The organism is Secundilactobacillus yichangensis, from assembly GCF_016861565.1.
GTDB classification, from domain to species: Bacteria; Bacillota; Bacilli; order Lactobacillales; family Lactobacillaceae; genus Secundilactobacillus; species Secundilactobacillus yichangensis.
The window spans coordinates 119,305-135,817 of sequence record NZ_BOLK01000001.1; the positions used below are offsets into that span (position 1 = coordinate 119,305).

At 45.2% G+C, this 16,513-nt stretch carries 18 protein-coding genes; 17 read left to right on the forward strand and 1 reads right to left on the reverse strand.

From position 1 onward, the window contains the following. The first annotated feature begins 16 nt into the window (after positions 1-16). The 8 genes from JUE95_RS00525 (at position 17) to JUE95_RS00560 (ending at position 7,544) form a co-directional block, all read left to right on the forward strand. Entirely contained in the window at positions 17-967 is a 951-nt protein-coding gene (locus JUE95_RS00525) for a thymidylate synthase (RefSeq protein WP_203648397.1), read from the forward strand. Between the two features lie 11 nt (positions 968-978). Next, positions 979-1,467 carry a dihydrofolate reductase gene (locus JUE95_RS00530; protein ID WP_203648398.1) on the forward strand — a complete coding sequence of 163 codons (489 nt, stop codon included), beginning with the start codon at positions 979-981 and terminating at the stop codon, positions 1,465-1,467. 789 nt (positions 1,468-2,256) lie between these two features. Further along, positions 2,257-3,453 (forward strand): ABC transporter substrate-binding protein, encoded by a 1,197-nt coding sequence (locus tag JUE95_RS00535; RefSeq protein WP_203648399.1) that lies wholly within the window; start codon positions 2,257-2,259, stop codon positions 3,451-3,453. A gap of 103 nt (positions 3,454-3,556) precedes the next feature. Continuing rightward, a complete protein-coding gene (locus JUE95_RS00540; RefSeq protein WP_203648401.1) occupies positions 3,557-4,435 on the forward strand; it encodes a branched-chain amino acid ABC transporter permease in 879 nt (292 codons plus the stop codon). Between the two features lie 9 nt (positions 4,436-4,444). After that, the gene (locus JUE95_RS00545) at positions 4,445-5,404 is read left to right on the forward strand and encodes a branched-chain amino acid ABC transporter permease (protein ID WP_203648735.1); all 960 of its coding nucleotides are present in this window, start codon (positions 4,445-4,447) and stop codon (positions 5,402-5,404) included. Then, positions 5,401-6,180, forward strand: coding sequence for an ABC transporter ATP-binding protein (locus JUE95_RS00550; protein ID WP_203648403.1), 780 nt, complete (start codon positions 5,401-5,403; stop codon positions 6,178-6,180). Before JUE95_RS00545 ends, JUE95_RS00550 begins: the two co-directional genes overlap by 4 nt. Before the next feature lie 2 nt (positions 6,181-6,182). Further along, on the forward strand, positions 6,183-6,893 hold the full coding sequence (locus JUE95_RS00555; RefSeq protein ID WP_203648405.1) for an ABC transporter ATP-binding protein: 711 nt from the start codon (positions 6,183-6,185) through the stop codon (positions 6,891-6,893). A gap of 3 nt (positions 6,894-6,896) precedes the next feature. After that, positions 6,897-7,544 (forward strand): CBS and ACT domain-containing protein, encoded by a 648-nt coding sequence (locus JUE95_RS00560; RefSeq protein WP_203648407.1) that lies wholly within the window; start codon positions 6,897-6,899, stop codon positions 7,542-7,544. A 71-nt stretch (positions 7,545-7,615) separates the two neighbouring features. Here the strand turns inward: JUE95_RS00560 and trhA are convergent, their stop codons facing one another. After that, complete coding sequence (trhA, locus tag JUE95_RS00565) at positions 7,616-8,287, reverse strand: PAQR family membrane homeostasis protein TrhA (RefSeq protein WP_203648409.1); 672 nt, start codon at positions 8,285-8,287, stop codon at positions 7,616-7,618. A 207-nt stretch (positions 8,288-8,494) separates the two neighbouring features. Between trhA and fakB the strand changes: the two genes are divergently transcribed. The 9 genes from fakB to topA all read left to right on the forward strand — a co-directional run bounded on the left by fakB (position 8,495) and on the right by topA (position 16,441). After that, positions 8,495-9,340 (forward strand): DegV family protein, encoded by an 846-nt coding sequence (gene fakB / locus JUE95_RS00570; RefSeq protein WP_203648411.1) that lies wholly within the window; start codon positions 8,495-8,497, stop codon positions 9,338-9,340. Positions 9,341-9,486: 146 nt separating this feature from the next. After that, the gene (locus JUE95_RS00575; RefSeq protein WP_203648413.1) at positions 9,487-10,401 is read left to right on the forward strand and encodes a GDSL-type esterase/lipase family protein; all 915 of its coding nucleotides are present in this window, start codon (positions 9,487-9,489) and stop codon (positions 10,399-10,401) included. A 22-nt stretch (positions 10,402-10,423) separates the two neighbouring features. Beyond that, positions 10,424-11,053, forward strand: coding sequence for a YpmS family protein (locus tag JUE95_RS00580; RefSeq protein ID WP_203648415.1), 630 nt, complete (start codon positions 10,424-10,426; stop codon positions 11,051-11,053). A gap of 14 nt (positions 11,054-11,067) precedes the next feature. After that, entirely contained in the window at positions 11,068-11,286 is a 219-nt protein-coding gene (locus tag JUE95_RS00585; RefSeq protein ID WP_203648416.1) for a YozE family protein, read from the forward strand. Between the two features lie 118 nt (positions 11,287-11,404). Next, the gene (locus JUE95_RS00590; RefSeq protein WP_203648417.1) at positions 11,405-11,575 is read left to right on the forward strand and encodes a hypothetical protein; all 171 of its coding nucleotides are present in this window, start codon (positions 11,405-11,407) and stop codon (positions 11,573-11,575) included. Between the two features lie 6 nt (positions 11,576-11,581). Next, positions 11,582-12,436 carry a ribosome biogenesis GTPase YlqF gene (gene ylqF / locus JUE95_RS00595; RefSeq protein ID WP_203648418.1) on the forward strand — a complete coding sequence of 285 codons (855 nt, stop codon included), beginning with the start codon at positions 11,582-11,584 and terminating at the stop codon, positions 12,434-12,436. Then, positions 12,429-13,202 carry a ribonuclease HII gene (gene rnhB, locus JUE95_RS00600; protein ID WP_203648419.1) on the forward strand — a complete coding sequence of 258 codons (774 nt, stop codon included), beginning with the start codon at positions 12,429-12,431 and terminating at the stop codon, positions 13,200-13,202. Before ylqF ends, rnhB begins: the two co-directional genes overlap by 8 nt. A 40-nt stretch (positions 13,203-13,242) precedes the next feature. Continuing rightward, complete coding sequence (gene dprA / locus JUE95_RS00605; protein WP_203648420.1) at positions 13,243-14,127, forward strand: DNA-processing protein DprA; 885 nt, start codon at positions 13,243-13,245, stop codon at positions 14,125-14,127. Positions 14,128-14,296: 169 nt separating this feature from the next. Next, on the forward strand, positions 14,297-16,441 hold the full coding sequence (gene topA / locus JUE95_RS00610; protein ID WP_203648421.1) for a type I DNA topoisomerase: 2,145 nt from the start codon (positions 14,297-14,299) through the stop codon (positions 16,439-16,441). Positions 16,442-16,513: the final 72 nt, after the last annotated feature.

Consider the following 16,513-nt stretch of genomic DNA (forward strand, 5'->3'; position numbering starts at 1 on the left):
ATAGGAGAGGTTGCTCATGCTTGAAGACGCGTATTTAAATATGGAACGCTATGTTTTGGAGAACGGCCATCGCAAATCTGATCGGACGGGGACGGGAACCATCAGCGTCTTTGGTTATCAAATGCGTTTTGATCTTAGCCAAGGATTTCCGTTACTCACGACTAAAAAAGTACCCTTTGGCCTCATTAAAAGCGAACTGCTTTGGTTCTTGCATGGTGATACGAACATTCAGTTTTTATTAAAACATCACAACCACATCTGGGATGAATGGGCGTTTAAGAAATTTGCCGAATCAAACGATTATCACGGTCCGGATATGACTGATTTCGGTCGTCGTTCACTAGTTGATGAAGACTTCAACAAGGTGTACAAGGAACAAAAGAAGGCCTTTTGCAAACGAATCGTTGAAGACGATGATTTTGCGGCTAAATACGGCTCTTTAGGCAACGTCTACGGCGCCCAATGGCGGGCGTGGAAAACGAGTAAGGGTGACACCATCGACCAAATCAGCAACGTTTTGGACACTTTAAGGACCCATCCTGATTCGCGGCGTATGATCGTTTCAGCTTGGAATCCGGAAGATGTGCCTGGCATGGCGATTCCACCTTGCCACACCATGTTCCAGTTTTACGTCAATGATGGTAAGCTGAGCTGCCAATTATACCAGCGGTCTGCTGACATTTTCCTCGGGGTACCGTTTAACATTGCCAGTTATGCTTTGCTGACAAATTTGATTGCTAAAGAAGTTGGCCTAGAACCCGGCGATTTTGTACACACCTTTGGCGATGCCCACATTTACAGTAATCACATTGAACAGGTGAAGACTCAGCTTTCACGAACCCCTGCGCAAGCACCGCAATTGGTCCTGAACCCTGACAAGTCCAGTATCTTTGACTATGACATGGATGATATTAGCGTGACCAATTACCATCCGGCACCAGCTATTAAGGCGCCAGTCGCAGTTTAAGGGGTGATCTCATGATATTTATTTGGGCGGAAGATCAGCAGCACGCAATCGGCCACAAAGGGACACTGCCATGGCATTTACCAGCTGATATGGCGTTTTTCAAGCAGCACACCATTGGCAATACTTTGATTTCTGGCAGCCGGACGTTTGCCAGCTACAAGAAGCCATTGCCGCACCGTAAAAACATCGTGCTGACAACTCGGACAGCTACCGATTATCCTAGTGGTGTAGAAGTGCTGCACAGTGCCGCTGAAGTGGTGGCGTACGAACGTGCTCACCCTGATGAAACGGTGATGATCAGCGGTGGCGCACGGGTCTTTAAAAGCTTGCTGCCGTATGTTGATACTCTGTTGCGAACGCGTGTACAGCACACCTTCAAAGCAGATACTTACATGCCTGAGATTGATTACCGCCAGTTTGAACTGGTGGAATCGTCTACTCATGAACCTGACGAGAAAAACCCCTATGGCTTAATTTTTGAGCGCTGGCAGCGACGCTAAAAACTATCAAAGGGTGTGACACAACTCGCTAGATTCCAGAATATAATACCAAAGAACGCTATTCCGATGGGTTTTATCGGGATGGCGTTCTTTGGTGTTATATGGCTGGAATCTGAGTTGTGGAACAGGCTAAGGCCATATTCAAGTAATGAACTAAAGTAAATTTTAAGATGTGTTTTAGCCAAGAGGTTAGATTAAATTCTTGTCGATATAAACTTATGTCACAACTTGTTTGATTTGATTAATGTTTGAATAGTTTAGCAAAATCTCAGAATAATATTCTTTGAATTTTCTGAACGAATATTAAAAAATATTTTATTGAAGTCGACTGCCTAAAAACTCTGCTATAGCGGTATTTATTTAATATTATTATTAATAAACATCTGATAATGTAATGAAAAGCATTAAATAATTGTTGACGAATTCTGAGTTTTCAATTATAGTTATTGCATTCAACAAGTCCCAAAAATTCTGACAGGAGGTTACATCACATGAAAAATTCAACTGTTCAACAATTTAACGTAACCTCTGCTCGTCAGAATTTAGTCTTATTATTAAAAACCAAGGACGCAACTATTAGCTAGTAGTTAATCTACTAATTAAATTAAGTTGAGCCCTTATTAGTGCGTTTTTAATGATGAGGGCTTGATGATTAAATTCTGACTTTAGACCTCATTCATTAAATTGAATGAGGTTTTTTTATTGCTTTGACACGGGGAGGGAAGCTCGTCAGGCAAGCCGCATCATACATACATCACACATATTACATGAGGAAAGTAGGAGAAACTTATGAAGAAAAGTATGATTAAACGCATTACAGGAATCGCCGCTATTGCTATGTCAGCCGCGATCTTTGCCGGCTGTTCAACCGCTAAAACATCTAGTCAAGGAAATGACCAGACTGGTAATACCGTTAAGATTGGAGTCAACTTGGAACTCTCTGGTGCTGCTGGTGGCTACGGGAACCAGATGAAGCAAGGCATTCAGATGGCAACTAGTGAGATCAACGGTAAAGGCGGTATTAACGTCGACGGTAAAAAGAAGAAGATCAAGTTGATCATCAAAGATAACAAGACGTCAACCAGCACATCCGCATCCGTTGCCGCACAACTGGCGAATAACGATAAGGTCAACGCCATTATCGGGACGGCGACTACGAACGCCGGTACCGCGGCCATCCCAAATGAAACGAAAGCTAAGGTACCAGCTTTGAGCCCATCCGCAACTGATCCTAACTTCACGCTGCAAAAGAATGGCAAAGTTCAGCCATACGTCTTCCGGGCATGTTACCAAAATAACTTCCAAGGCGGTACCGGTGCCAAATTCATCTACAACAATTTGAAGGCTAAACGGGTTGCCGTGCTTGGTGATAACTCAACCGATTACGGAACTGGACTAGCCAAGTCATTTAAGAAGCAGTTCAAAGGTAAAGTCGTTGATACCCAATACTTCTCAGCTGGCGACAAAGATTTCAACGCCATCTTGACTTCGTTTAAGAATAAGAAAGTTGACGCAATCTACGCGCCAGGTTACTACTCAGAAATCGGTTTGATCATCAAGCAAGCCCGTCAAATCGGTTTGAACGTCCCAATTGTTGGTTCTGATGGAATGGCTGATGCTAAACTGGTTCAAATTGCCGGTGCCAAGAACGCCTCAAATATTTACTACACCACGCCATTTTCACAAACGGTTGCTCAGAAGAACCCAACCGCTGCGAAGTTTTTGAAGGCCTACAAAGCACGTTACCACACTGATGCACCAACTTTCTCAGCATTGGCATACGATTCAACATACATGATCAAACAAGCCATTGAAAGCCAAAAATCAGCTAACTCCGTAAAGATCACTAAGGGATTGGCTAACATCAAGAACTTCGATGGTGTGACTGGTAAGATTTCCATCGACGGTAACCATGACGCCGACAAGCCAATTGCAGTTGAACACTTGAACAATGGTAAAGTCGTTGGTTCAACTCAAATCAAGTAAGCATCAATGAGCTTCCCGTTTGGGGGCTCTCGTGAACAGACCACGTCGTCTGCTGACGAGGGTCTCCGAGTTGGAGCTCAACTACATAAAGGAGGGTGACACCTTGACAACACTCTTTCAACAATTGATAAACGGTCTTTCGCTGGGCAGTATCTACGCGTTGCTGGCGCTGGGCTACACCATGGTTTACGGGATTATCAAACTGATCAACTTCGCCCATGGTGACATCTACATGCTGGGGGCATTCTGGGGTTATTACACGATCAACTTTTGGCATTTTAATTTTATTTTCGCCCTGTTATCTGCCATGCTCGTCTGTGCCGTAGCTGGAGTGGTGATTGAATACTTCGCTTACCGGCCATTACGGCATGCGCCTCGAATCACAGCACTAATTACTGCCATTGGGGTTTCGTATTTTCTGGAAAACGGCATGTCCTACCTTTATGGTGCCGACACCCGTGATTTCCCCCAGGTTATCAAACAGGTGAACTTCAACCTTTGGGGTGTACGGGTTTCAAATATTCAGATTTTAATTTTAGTTACTGCTTGTTTACTGATGATCCTGTTGCAATTGATTATTAAGAAAACCAAGATGGGCCGGGCAATGCGGGCCGTTTCCGTTGATCCTGACGCCGCTGAGCTGGTGGGGATCAACATTAACCGAACGATTTCCTTTACCTTCGCATTAGGCTCATCCATGGCCGGTGCCGCCGGCGTGCTGATCGGGTTGTATTACAATTCCATCGATCCGCTGATGGGGATGACACCTGGGATCAAAGCCTTTGTTGCCGCTGTTGTCGGTGGTATCGGTTCTGTTCCGGGAGCTTCTCTAGGTGGTTTCTTAATTGGGTTGCTGGAAACGGCTGTTCAATCCGTTGGCCTATCTGCCTACAAGGACGCCGCGGTTTACCTGGTCTTGATCATTATCCTGCTGGTTCTGCCATCAGGAATCTTCGGTAAAAACGTCAAAGAAAAGGTTTAGGTGATGATTTTGAAAGCAAACTTGAAATACAATATTTGCTGGCTCATTCTGATGGTCGCTGGCTTTTATTTGATGAACGCCCTGATTTTGGTTGGGGTCATCGATTCATTTCTGGAAAACATGGTGGTCACCATTGGCATTAATATTATTCTGGCAGTGGGGCTGAACCTGGTTATCGGCTTCGCGGGTCAGTTTTCCCTGGGTCACGCCGGCTTTATGGCAGTGGGGGCTTACGCTACTGCAATCATGATCAGTAAAACCCCAACCGCTGGCGCTTTTTACCTCTCAATCATTGTGGGGGTGATTGTCGCAATCATCGCCGCACTGATCGTTGGGTTCCCAACGCTGCGGCTTCGCGGTGACTATCTGGCAATTGCGACCATGGGAGCCGCTGAAATCATTCGGATCATCATTAATAATCTGAAGATCACCAATGGCCCTTCAGGGATGTTTAACATTCCCCAATTCGCTACTTGGCCGGTGGTTTATATCATGGTCTGTGTAACCACGATTATTATCGTGAACTTTATTCATAGTCGCGGTGGCCGGGCAGCCTTAGCGGTTCGAGAAGATGAAATTGCTGCCGAATCTATGGGCATCAACGTGTTTAAATGGAAATTGGCCGCCTTTGTTTTGGGGGCTGCCACTGCTGCTGTCGCGGGATCCATGCAGGCATCTTACCTGCAAACCATCGCGCCCAGCAACTTCAACATCATGGAATCAATTGCGATTTTGATCATCGTGGTCCTTGGCGGTGTTGGCAGCATTACGGGGACCTTCGTGGCCGCTACTATCCTGGGTGTGGTGGACGCCGCACTGCAAAACTTTGGTGCGCTGCGAATGGTGATTTACGCACTGGTATTGATCCTGATCATGATCTTTAAGCCATCAGGCATCATGGGTTCTAAAGAACTGTCATTCAAGCGGCTCTTCAATCGTAAGAATAAGAAGGTGGGTGCAAAATCATGACAACTTTGCTAAACGTTGAAGATCTGGTAAAAAACTTTGGTGGTCTAACTGCTGTCTCTGATGTGGATATGCACCTCAACGATGACGAATTAGTCGCTTTGATTGGGCCAAATGGTGCGGGTAAGACGACCTTGTTCAACTTGCTGACCGGCGTCATCGTACCTAGTTCCGGTTCGATTACCTTCCGTAGTAATGACGGTCTCATCCCGCTCAACGGAATGAAAACCTACAAAATCGCTAATTTGGGAATGGGCAGGACCTTCCAAAATATTCGGCTGTTCAAAGAACTGACCGTATTAGATAACGTACTGATTGCCATGACGGCAAACTACAAAGAGGGCTTTTTACAATCGGTTTTTCGTTCTCCTAAATTCTATAAAACGGAAGCGCGCATCCGTCAAGATGCAATCGAGCTCTTGAAAATCTTTGGTCTGCAAGATGACGTGGATCAACTGGCTAAGAACCTGCCATACGGCATTCAAAGACGTTTGGAAATCGTGCGGAGTTTAGCCATGAAACCGAAAATCCTGTTTCTGGATGAACCCGCAGCCGGGATGAACCCGGAAGAAACGGCAGATTTAACCCGGCTTATTCGTCAGGTGCAGCGGGATTTCCACATTACAGTGCTTTTGATTGAACATGATATGTCACTGGTCATGAACCTAGCGTCACGGATCTACGTTTTGGATCACGGTTCATTATTGGCGGAAGGTACACCAACTGAAATTCAGCAAAATGATGCTGTCATCAAGGCATATTTGGGTGAGGAGGCATAGAAATGGCAATGCTAGAAGTAAAGGATCTGGCCGTGAATTACGGCGTGATCAACGCGGTTAAAGGTGTCAGTTTTGACATCAATGAAGGTGAAATTGTTTCCTTGATCGGTGCCAACGGTGCCGGTAAAACCACCATTTTGAAAACAATCTCAGGACTGCTTAAACCGGTTGGCGGTGCCATTACCTATGAAGGTCAAGAGATCCAAAAGAAAAAGGCACCGAAGATCGTAGCTGCCGGTATTTCCCAGGTGCCTGAAGGCCGTCATATCTTTCCTGGTATGTCAGTACGGGAAAACCTCCAAATGGGGGCCTTCTTGCAAAACAATCGCAGTGAAATTGCCAGCAGTTTTGAAATCGTGTATAAACGGTTCCCGGTACTTAAGGAACGCATTAATCAAGATGCGGCCACGTTATCCGGCGGTGAACAGCAGATGTTAGCCATGGGGCGGGCCCTGATGTCGAAACCCAAATTATTATTGCTGGATGAACCATCAATGGGATTGGCGCCGATTTTCATTAACGAAATTTTTGACATTGTAAAAGCGATTAAAGAGCAGGGCACAACGGTGCTGCTCATCGAACAAAACGCTAAAAAAGCCCTGTCGATTGCTGACCGTGGCTACGTGCTGGCCAGTGGCAAGATCAAAATGACCGGAACTGGTCAGGAACTGCTGGCTAATAAAGACGTACAAAAAGCATATTTAGGAGGTTAGACTATGAGTGTTGCGGATTATATGACGGATAAGGTCATCACGGTATCCCCAGATACTAAGGTCAACGTGGCCGTTAACGTGATGAAGGATCATCAGATTCACCGGTTACCAGTTATCGATGGTGACCGGCTAGTAGGTATCGTGACGGAAGGAACGGTTCGTGAAGCATCACCGTCAAAAGCGACTAGCTTATCGATCTACGAGGTCAACTATCTATTCAATAAAATGACGGTGAGCGACATTATGGAAAAAGAAGTGAAGACCATTTCCAAAGACGCTCAACTGGAGGATGCTATTTCCACTATGCGGCACCATGATATTGGTGTATTGCCGGTTATGGACGGTCGGCAGGTGGTAGGCATTATTACGACCAATGACATCTTGGACGGTTTCTTGGATATCACTGACTACTTCGTAGATGCCACGGTGGTACAAGTCATGATTGAACATGACCGAACGGGTGTCATTTACGAAATTGGCAAGATTATGGCTGACAATCATTTCAATATTCAAACATTGATGGTGACTCGTAATCTGGGGCCAATCATGATTGAAATGCACGTGGATAAAACCGATAGTGCTGCGGTGAAACAGGCGTTAGAAGCGGCGGGCTATGCTGTTCGCTTAGTGACTAATCAAAGGGTTGATTAAGTTAAAATAAAAGGGCCGGTAAATTCCAACTTTCAGGAATTTACCGGCCTTTTGACTTTTAGTGTAAGTGATCAGGCATACAGCAAAATTGAGAAATACATTAAGATCGTTCCCAGTAGGACAAACAAGTGCCAAATGACGTGGCCAAACTTGATGCCCTTAAAACTGTAAATGATTGCACCCACGGTGAAGGCAACACCGCCTAAAACCAGCAGCGTGAATCCGTAGACTCCCAGCCCCAAGAACAGCTGCTTGAATCCGAGAACGCAAAACCAGCCCATCACCACGTAGATGACGGTGGAGAGTTTTTGAAACTTCCCTAGCCAGAGGCATTTATAGACGATTCCCAGTATCGCCATGGCCCAAATAACACCGAAAATCACCCAGCCCAAGGTACCTTTAATTACCACTAGACAATAAGGGGTATAGGTGCCCGCAATAAGTAAGTAAATGGCACAGTGATCAAAAATTTGGAACAGGTGGCTGGCGCGGGTGAAATAAAGACTATGAAATAGTGTGGAAGCTAAGTAGAAGAGAACCAGGATCGATCCGTAAATACTATACGCCGTTATCCGCATTGCACCGCCTTCGTGAACACCGCGAATGATCAACAGGACTAAGCCGGCAATGCTCAGGCCCACGCCAATACCGTGGGTCACCGAATTAAGCACTTCATTGATGATCTGATACCTTTTGGAAGTATCAGGCTTGGTTTTAGATTTTAGGTGTTTGGATTGAATCATGGAAGGGTCCTCCTTGTGAAAATGATTGAATGAATCGGCATGTGCGGTCCGTTCATATTCTTTAAAATAAGCCGTTAGCAAGCGCTTTAGCGCCTTGTTACGTGATGGCTCATCTGCTATACTATTATCGAATCGTTTTCATGCGCTGAAATTAATTGTAGCATGAAAATACCAACAATGGGGAAGAAAGCGTGGTTATAATCAATCATGGCAACTGTCAAAATAGTAACTGATTCTTCAGCTGGATTAACAGATGAAGAGGTTGAAAAATACCACATTACCATCGTACCGTTAACGGTCATGATCGATGATGTGGTTTACGTTGAGCGTCATACCATCACCAATGAAGAATTTATCGATAAAATGGAGCATTCCAAGGCCTTTCCAAAGACCAGTCAGCCACCGCTGGGTGACTTTATCAAGGTCTTTGATGAACTGGGCGCCGATGGTAGCCCTATCGTGTGCTTAAACATGCTGGAAGCCATTAGCGGTACGGTACATACGGCAGAACAAGCGGCTACGATCACTAAATCAGACGTTACCGTAGTGGATAGCGGTACCACTGATCGGGCACTGGCCTTTCAATGTATCGAAGCTGCTAAGCTTGCTGAAAAGGGTGCGTCGGTGGACGAAATCGTTGCTGCCACTAAGAAAGTTTCAGCCAATACGCGATTATACATGGGTGTCATGACGTTGCAGAACCTGGTTAAAGGCGGTCGAATTAACCGTATGACGGGTGCAATTTCGTCAATGCTGAACATTAAAATCGTGCTGCAAGTGGGCCAAGGTCAGTTGAACATCCGGACCAAGGGTCGTGGCATGAAAGCTATCGACAAGTTTTACGATAAAGTATTGGAGCAAATGAAGAATACGCCGAATATGAAAGCTATCGGTATTTCACACGTCCATGCCGAAGAGATGGTGGATAAGCTCGTTAAACGGATCCAGCCGATGTTTCCGAACCTTGATATTTTAGTGCGTGAAACAGTCCCAATCATTGCTACTCATGGTGGACCAGGCGCCTTTGCGCTAGTTTATTATTTTGATGATTAGCATTTAGTAACAGAAACTTAAATAAAACTTAGCACGATAACGGTGTGTAACCGTATTAGAATAAATGAGATGGCCCAGATGACCATCTCATTTATTAGTTTACTTGACTGTACGTGGCAGATACACATTTGTAAAGGGGTTTTGACATGCGTCGATTTTTAAAATGGTTCTCTTGGTTGCTGATAGTGATTATCGTGATCGGTGGCGGGTGGCTTTGGCTGCAGCATCAATCTGATCCTGAAGACACTACTCAACAGCGGAAACCAATCATATTGAAGACGGTCAGAGTCGTTGGCGTGGGTGATTCTTTGACACAGGGAATTGGTTATGACAATGATCACCAAGGGTATCTGCCAATCTTGAAGCAGCAATTGAAACGGGATTACTACGTGAAACCTAGGACCGCTAATTTCGGGATCGGTGGCGAACGCAGTGACCAGATCGACCGGCGGGTGCAAACCAATAAAAAGCTCCGCCGTTCGCTGCGACGGGCTGACGTCATTGCGCTGACCGCTGGCGGTAACGATTTACTGCAGTCTTTAGAGAAGAATATTATGGTCAATAGCAACGCCCAAATGGCACAAAAAATGGCACCGCTAAAAACTAAGTATCAGCAAAAATTGACTCAGTTGATCGCCGATGTTCGTGAAGTGAATCCGCATGCTCAGATTTACTTGTTTGGCATCTATAATCCAGTGTACGTTTACTTTACCAATGCCACGATGATCAGTTCTGCCGTCAATCAGTGGAATCAAATTAACCGGCAAGTGGCAGAAAGTCAGTCGCAGACCCACTTTGTGAACGTCAATTCGACACTTTCTCACGGCCAGTACCAAACGGCCAGCGCGCAAGCTAAATTACGGACTGAAAACCAGCAAAATGACGAGGATTTTGTGGATCCAAGCAAGGTTGAAAAACTGCTGCAGACACAGAATAAAAGCGAAAAGAACGCCTACTTGTCAACGGAAGATCATTTTCATCCCAACAAAAAGGGTTATAATGTGATGGCGACTAAGTTAGGTAACGAGATTCAAAATAATGTTAATTGGCATAAGAGATAATGAGAGATTTTGAGGTGATGTTTTGAACACAGAAAGTCGTCAAGCACACACAGTAGCCAAAAAGAAGCAGGTCAACCCTTGGAAATGGGCCTTTATAGCTTTGATTGCTATTTTATTGCTGGGTATTGGCACCGTGGGAATCAAACTATTTTCAGCACCGAAAGATAACGCTGTACAAACCAGTGCGCCTGCGTCAGCTGCTAACTTCAACGTTAATCTGAACAAAAAGCAGCTAAACGCGATGGCTGCTTATTACTTGAATCAGTTTCAAAATGAAAGCAATCAAAAAGTCGACTACCAGTTTGAAGTTCACGATGATGCCGTACTGACGGGCCAGACTCAGTTATTGGGGTTGCCCGTTCACTTTGGCTTATCGCTGACACCAACGGTTTTGGCTAATGGCAACGTTCAGTTAAAAGCCAAGAAATTGGCTGTGGGACAATTAAACGTTCCCGTCAGTGCCGTTTTAAGTTATATTAAAGCACAGTATAATTTACCTAAGTGGATTGAATTGGATGTCCATCAGAAAACCATTACGATGAATTTACAGCAGTTTAGAACGAACGGCGTCCAGTATCGCGCAGAAAAAATCGATATGAACGGTGCTGGTCATTTTGAGTTCAAGGTGCTGGTGCCAAAGCCGAAATCATAGAGGAGTGATCATTAATGAGACAGAGCTTCTACCAATTTTTGATGACCCAGCGTAATCCTGAAGATTATGAACCAGTGGCTGAGTTTGCCAATAATGCTTTTTATGATCAGTCTTTTCCTAAACAGGAAACGCATTTCGATGCTTTATCCAAGTATTTAGAGGAAAACGCCAGTTATTTGCCATCGATGACGGTATTTGATCAGGCCTGGCAAATGTACTTGGAACAGGACTAGGAAAGCTAGTAGCGGGATAGATAATTAAATTTAATCACTAAATGAAAGGCGCATTATAACAATGCAGTTTGAATCCAACAAAAATCTTTATAAACGCTTATTTGGTCGTGGCTGGGCGATGTCTATGGTTCGCGCCGCCGCGATGCGAGAGCTAGTTGAGCGTGCACAAAGCGGTGACCGCGAGGCTGCCAATTACTTAAGCGAATATGAAGAACAAGTGACACATTCCAAGCAGTCTAAGCAGCCAAGGCTGTTCATTAAGTATCGATTCAAGTTCAAAGGGGAGTGATAATCAATGGCAACTATTCAATGGTTTCCTGGCCACATGGCGAAGGCCATCCGCCAGTTGGAAGAAAATTTACATGTGGTAGATATCGTGTTTGAGCTGGTGGATGCCCGAATTCCGCAATCGTCACGAAACCCGGAAATTGAACGAATCATTAAAGAAAAACCGCATTTGGTTATTTTGACTAAGAGTGATCTGGCGGATCCGGAACAGACCACTAATTGGATCAAGCAATTTAAGACGCAAGGGTTACCAGCCATTGCCGTGGATTCTAAGGCTAACATTACGACCAAAACAGTGACGCGGATTTCACAGTCTATTTTAGCGGATAAATTAAATAATGAGCAGCAAAAGGGGCTGAAGGAACGGCCAATCCGGGCAATTACTGTCGGGATTCCCAACGTCGGGAAGTCGACCCTTTTAAACCGGCTGGTGAACAAACGAGCCGCTCAGGTAGGCGACCGTCCTGGTGTTACTAAGGGTCAGCAGTGGCTGCGGTCATCTTCAAAACTGCAGCTGCTGGATACCCCGGGAATTTTGTGGCCAAAATTTGATGACGAGGTAACTGGTCAGGCATTAGCGCTGACTGGAGCCATTAAAGACCAGCGTTTTGCTAGCGATGATGTGGCACTTTACGCACTCAAGTTCTTCCGGAAATATTATCCTAAGGCACTGCAGGAACGCTATAAACTGACCAGCGATGATTTTGACTTATCAGACGTTGATTTACTTTTAAAGTTAACCAAACAGTTTGGGATGAAGGACGACTATGAACGGGCTTCTGACCGCTTGATTTTAGATATTCGTAAAGGTAAATTAGGGCGTTATACGCTCAATCAAACGGACGGTGAGGCTGATGACTAAATCACCTTCCATTCGTGAACTGAAACAATTATTTGATCAGGTGACTGATGCAAATGATTCGCTGTTTGCGCAATATGCCGATGATCCGCGTGCGGGAGTCCAGAAATTGATGGCCACCACACAGCATCGATTAGCTAAGTTATTAACCGAAAAGCGCGCTTTTGAGCAGCGCTTTTTTTATGAACGCCAATTTAAACAGCAGGGGCACCAATTCATTGCGGGGATTGATGAAGTGGGCCGCGGCCCGCTGGCAGGTCCAGTAGTCAGCTGTGCTGTCATCCTGCCAGATAATTTTGACGTCATAGAAGTCAATGATTCCAAGCAGCTTTCAGATCATCAAAGAGAATTTTTATACCCGCAGATCTTGAATCAGGCGATTGCAGTGGGGATCGGCATGGCTTCTGCACAGCAAATTGATCAATTAAATATCTATCAAGCTACCCGGGTAGCCATGCTGGAGGCGGTTAATCAGTTACGGGTGCAGCCTGATCAGCTGCTGATCGATGCCATGCAGATCGATAGTGAAATTCCGCAATTGAAGCTGATTCATGGAGATGCCAAAAGCGTGTCCATCGGCGCGGCCAGCATTGTCGCTAAAGTTTTCCGGGACCACCTCATGCAAAGTTACGATGTGCTTTATCCGGGCTACGAATTTTCACATAATGCCGGCTATGGCACCAAGGCGCATTTGCAGGGACTAGCCGATTTAGGGCCTTCTAAAATTCACCGACGGACTTTTGCGCCGGTTTCAAACTATTTCAACTAAATCACCGTAGTTTGCTGAAACTAACCATGAGGTGATTAACGTGAATTTGAATCAATTTTTACTCCGGTTGCATTTAACTCCTGGTATTGGACTGAAGGGCGAGTATTTGGTAACGCAATGGCTGGCTGCTCATCCGGGGCAGTTAAGAAATTTACTGCCGGCTCAAATCAGTGAAATTGCGGGTGTCTTACCCCAGCACCGACAAAAATTTGAACAGGGGTTTATGAGTGATAAAGTAAGTCAGGCATTGGCACGACATGAACAGGAGTCGCGCTACCTGACTTTTTTTGATACACAATACCCGCTGCTGCTTAAAGAAAGCTGGCTGCCACCGGTAGTTTTGTTTTACCAGGGCAATTTAGACTTACTAAACGCACCACGGCTGCTGAGCGTGGTTGGCAGCCGAAAGTCCCACGCCTATGCCGAAACGGTTTTGGCGGGTATCCTACCGGAAATTGTTGACCATCAATTAGTAGTTGTTTCGGGATTGGCAGCTGGAGTGGACAGTCTTAGTCACCGACTGGCGCTTCGTCATCACGGGCATACCATTGGGGTGATTGCAACCGGCCTTAATTTGAGTTATCCTGCTAGCAGTCAAAAGTTACAGCAGTACATGTCACAGCACGAACTGGTGATATCAGAGTATCCACTGGACGCGGTCGGTAAACGGTACCGGTTTGTGGAGCGTAATCGGCTGATTGCGGGATTAAGTCAGGCTACCTTGGTGGTACAGGCACAAGAAAAATCTGGTAGTCTGATTACGGCCAGTTTGGCACTGCAAAATAATCGGGACGTGATGGCCATTCCCGGCCGAATCGATGACCCGTATTCCGACGGGTGTAACCGGCTGATTCAAGCTGGTGCTAAAGCGGTTTTGACCGCAACGGATATTTTGGATGAATACCCGAATTTAACGACTAAATAACCAGCATTCACCTGTGTGTACTCAGCGAAAACGACATCCATTTGGCATATAATATAGTAGTTTTTGAATTGGTTTTCAGTTGACAATCTAATTTTTATGAAATATGATGTGAAAGATTTAGTAATCTCGTATCATTAAATATTTAAAACTCATTAGAAGGGGTAATTAGATGGCAGCAACAACTGAAAAAGCAAAAGCAACTAAAGCAAAAGCCACAAAAACTAAAACTGCAAAAACTAAAAGAAGAAAACCACGTAAAAAACTTGTGATTGTTGAATCACCTGCTAAAGCGAAAACCATTGAAAAATATCTTGGCCGTACTTATAAAGTAATGGCTAGTTTAGGCCATGTCCGTGATTTACCAAAAAGTAAAATGGGTGTGGATGTTGACCATGACTATGATCCGCATTACATCTCGATTCGTGGTAAGGGCGACGTTATCAAGGAATTACGTTCCGAAGCTAAAAAGGCCAAACAAGTCTACCTAGCAGCTGACCCGGACCGTGAAGGCGAATCCATTGCTTGGCATTTATCACATCTACTGAACTTAGACCCAAAGGAAAAGAACCGGGTGGTCTTTAACGAAATCACTAAAGACGCCGTTAAGGATGCGTTTAAAACACCGCGGACCATTGATATGGACCTGGTGGATGCCCAGCAAGCACGGCGGATTCTCGACCGTTTAGTGGGTTATTCCATTTCACCGCTGTTATGGAAAAAAGTTAAAAAGGGTCTGTCTGCCGGTCGGGTGCAATCGATTGCGTTGAAGCTGATCATTGATCGCGAAAATGAAATCAAAGCCTTCGTTCCCGAAGAATACTGGACGATTGATTCTGAATTTAAGCTGAAACGCTCTAAATTTGCTGCTAGTTTCTGGGGCATCGACGGTAAGAAGCACGATTTGCCGGATAACGATGAAGTTCAAAAGGTGTTAGCGAAGTTAGACCGCGATAAGCCATTTAACATCACTAAGGTCACCCGTAAGGAACGTAAACGGACACCGCAGCCGCCATTTACGACTTCGGCAATGCAACAGGAAGCTAACAAGAAGCTGAACTTTAGAACGCGTAAGACCATGATGGCTGCTCAGCAGCTGTATGAAGGCATCAATATTGGTAAGGAAGGCTCTCAAGGGCTGATTACCTATATGCGGACCGATTCCACTCGAATCTCGGTTATTGCTAAGCACGAAGCTTCTTCCTTCATCCACGAAAAGTATGGGGCAGAGTATGCCGCTACGAAGCCAATCAAGGGAAAGCTGCCAGAAGGCGCTCAGGATGCCCATGAAGCCATTCGGCCATCATCCGTTTACCGGACACCAGCTGACTTGAAGCAGTATTTGACTAATGATCAATACAAGCTCTACTCCTTGATCTGGAACCGGTTCATGGCCAGTCAAATGACCAATGCCGTCATGGACACCATGGCAGTCACAATTGAACAAAATGGCGTGACGTTCCGGGCTAACGGCTCCAAGCTGAAGTTTGACGGTTTCTTAAAGATCTACAAGGACGGTAAGGAAAAGGATAATTTGCTGCCTGACCTTAACGAAGGCGACCAATTAACCTTATCTAAAACTGATCCGGCACAACACTTTACTCAGCCACCGGCTCGCTATTCTGAAGCCAACTTGATCAAAGCGTTGGAAGAAAACGGTGTTGGCCGGCCATCAACCTATGCACCAACACTAGATACCATTCAACGGCGTTACTACGTTAAATTGGTGGGCCGTCGGTTTGAACCGACCGAACTAGGCGAGATCGTCAATACCATTATTCAGGATTATTTCCCAGACGTTGTCGATATCAATTTTACGGCCGATTTGGAAAAGCAGCTTGATGGGATTGAAGAAGGTAATCAAGACTGGGTAAAGGTCGTTGATACCTTCTACAAGCCATTTTCTAAGGAAGTCAGTCACGCTCAAGATACGATCGAAAAGATTCAAATCAAAGACGAACCCGCTGGGTTTGACTGCGATATCTGCGGTGCGCCAATGGTGATTAAAATGGGCCGTTACGGCAAGTTCTACGCCTGCTCCCGGTTCCCAGATTGTCGGAATACCAAGCCAATTGTTAAAGAAATCGGTGTGGTTTGTCCGAAGTGTCATGAAGGCCAAGTGATTGAACGAAAGTCCAAGAAGAATCGTCTGTTCTACGGTTGTTCCCGTTATCCTGACTGTGATTTTGTCACCTGGGATAAGCCGGTTGGCCGTGATTGTCCTAAGGATGGTCACTTCTTAGTTGAAAAGAAGATCAAAGGCGGCGTACAAGTGATTTGCCCGAATGGCGATTACGAAGAACCCGTTCAAAAATAATTACGAGAATATTAAGTTTGACCAACCTTGACCAAATGTATTGCATCGGGGTTGGTTTTTTGTTAAATTACC

Coding starts and splice junctions, on each gene's coding strand:
- JUE95_RS00525 (WP_203648397.1), top strand. CDS start 17: ATGCTTGAAGACGCGTATTTAAATATGGAACGCTATGTTTTGGAGAAC.
- JUE95_RS00530 (WP_203648398.1), top strand. CDS start 979: ATGATATTTATTTGGGCGGAAGATCAGCAGCACGCAATCGGCCACAAA.
- JUE95_RS00535 (WP_203648399.1), top strand. CDS start 2,257: ATGAAGAAAAGTATGATTAAACGCATTACAGGAATCGCCGCTATTGCT.
- JUE95_RS00550 (WP_203648403.1), top strand. CDS start 5,401: ATGACAACTTTGCTAAACGTTGAAGATCTGGTAAAAAACTTTGGTGGT.
- JUE95_RS00555 (WP_203648405.1), top strand. CDS start 6,183: ATGGCAATGCTAGAAGTAAAGGATCTGGCCGTGAATTACGGCGTGATC.
- JUE95_RS00560 (WP_203648407.1), top strand. CDS start 6,897: ATGAGTGTTGCGGATTATATGACGGATAAGGTCATCACGGTATCCCCA.
- trhA (WP_203648409.1), bottom strand. CDS start 8,287: ATGATTCAATCCAAACACCTAAAATCTAAAACCAAGCCTGATACTTCC.
- fakB (WP_203648411.1), top strand. CDS start 8,495: ATGGCAACTGTCAAAATAGTAACTGATTCTTCAGCTGGATTAACAGAT.
- JUE95_RS00575 (WP_203648413.1), top strand. CDS start 9,487: ATGCGTCGATTTTTAAAATGGTTCTCTTGGTTGCTGATAGTGATTATC.
- JUE95_RS00585 (WP_203648416.1), top strand. CDS start 11,068: ATGAGACAGAGCTTCTACCAATTTTTGATGACCCAGCGTAATCCTGAA.
- JUE95_RS00590 (WP_203648417.1), top strand. CDS start 11,405: ATGTCTATGGTTCGCGCCGCCGCGATGCGAGAGCTAGTTGAGCGTGCA.
- ylqF (WP_203648418.1), top strand. CDS start 11,582: ATGGCAACTATTCAATGGTTTCCTGGCCACATGGCGAAGGCCATCCGC.
- rnhB (WP_203648419.1), top strand. CDS start 12,429: ATGACTAAATCACCTTCCATTCGTGAACTGAAACAATTATTTGATCAG.
- topA (WP_203648421.1), top strand. CDS start 14,297: ATGGCAGCAACAACTGAAAAAGCAAAAGCAACTAAAGCAAAAGCCACA.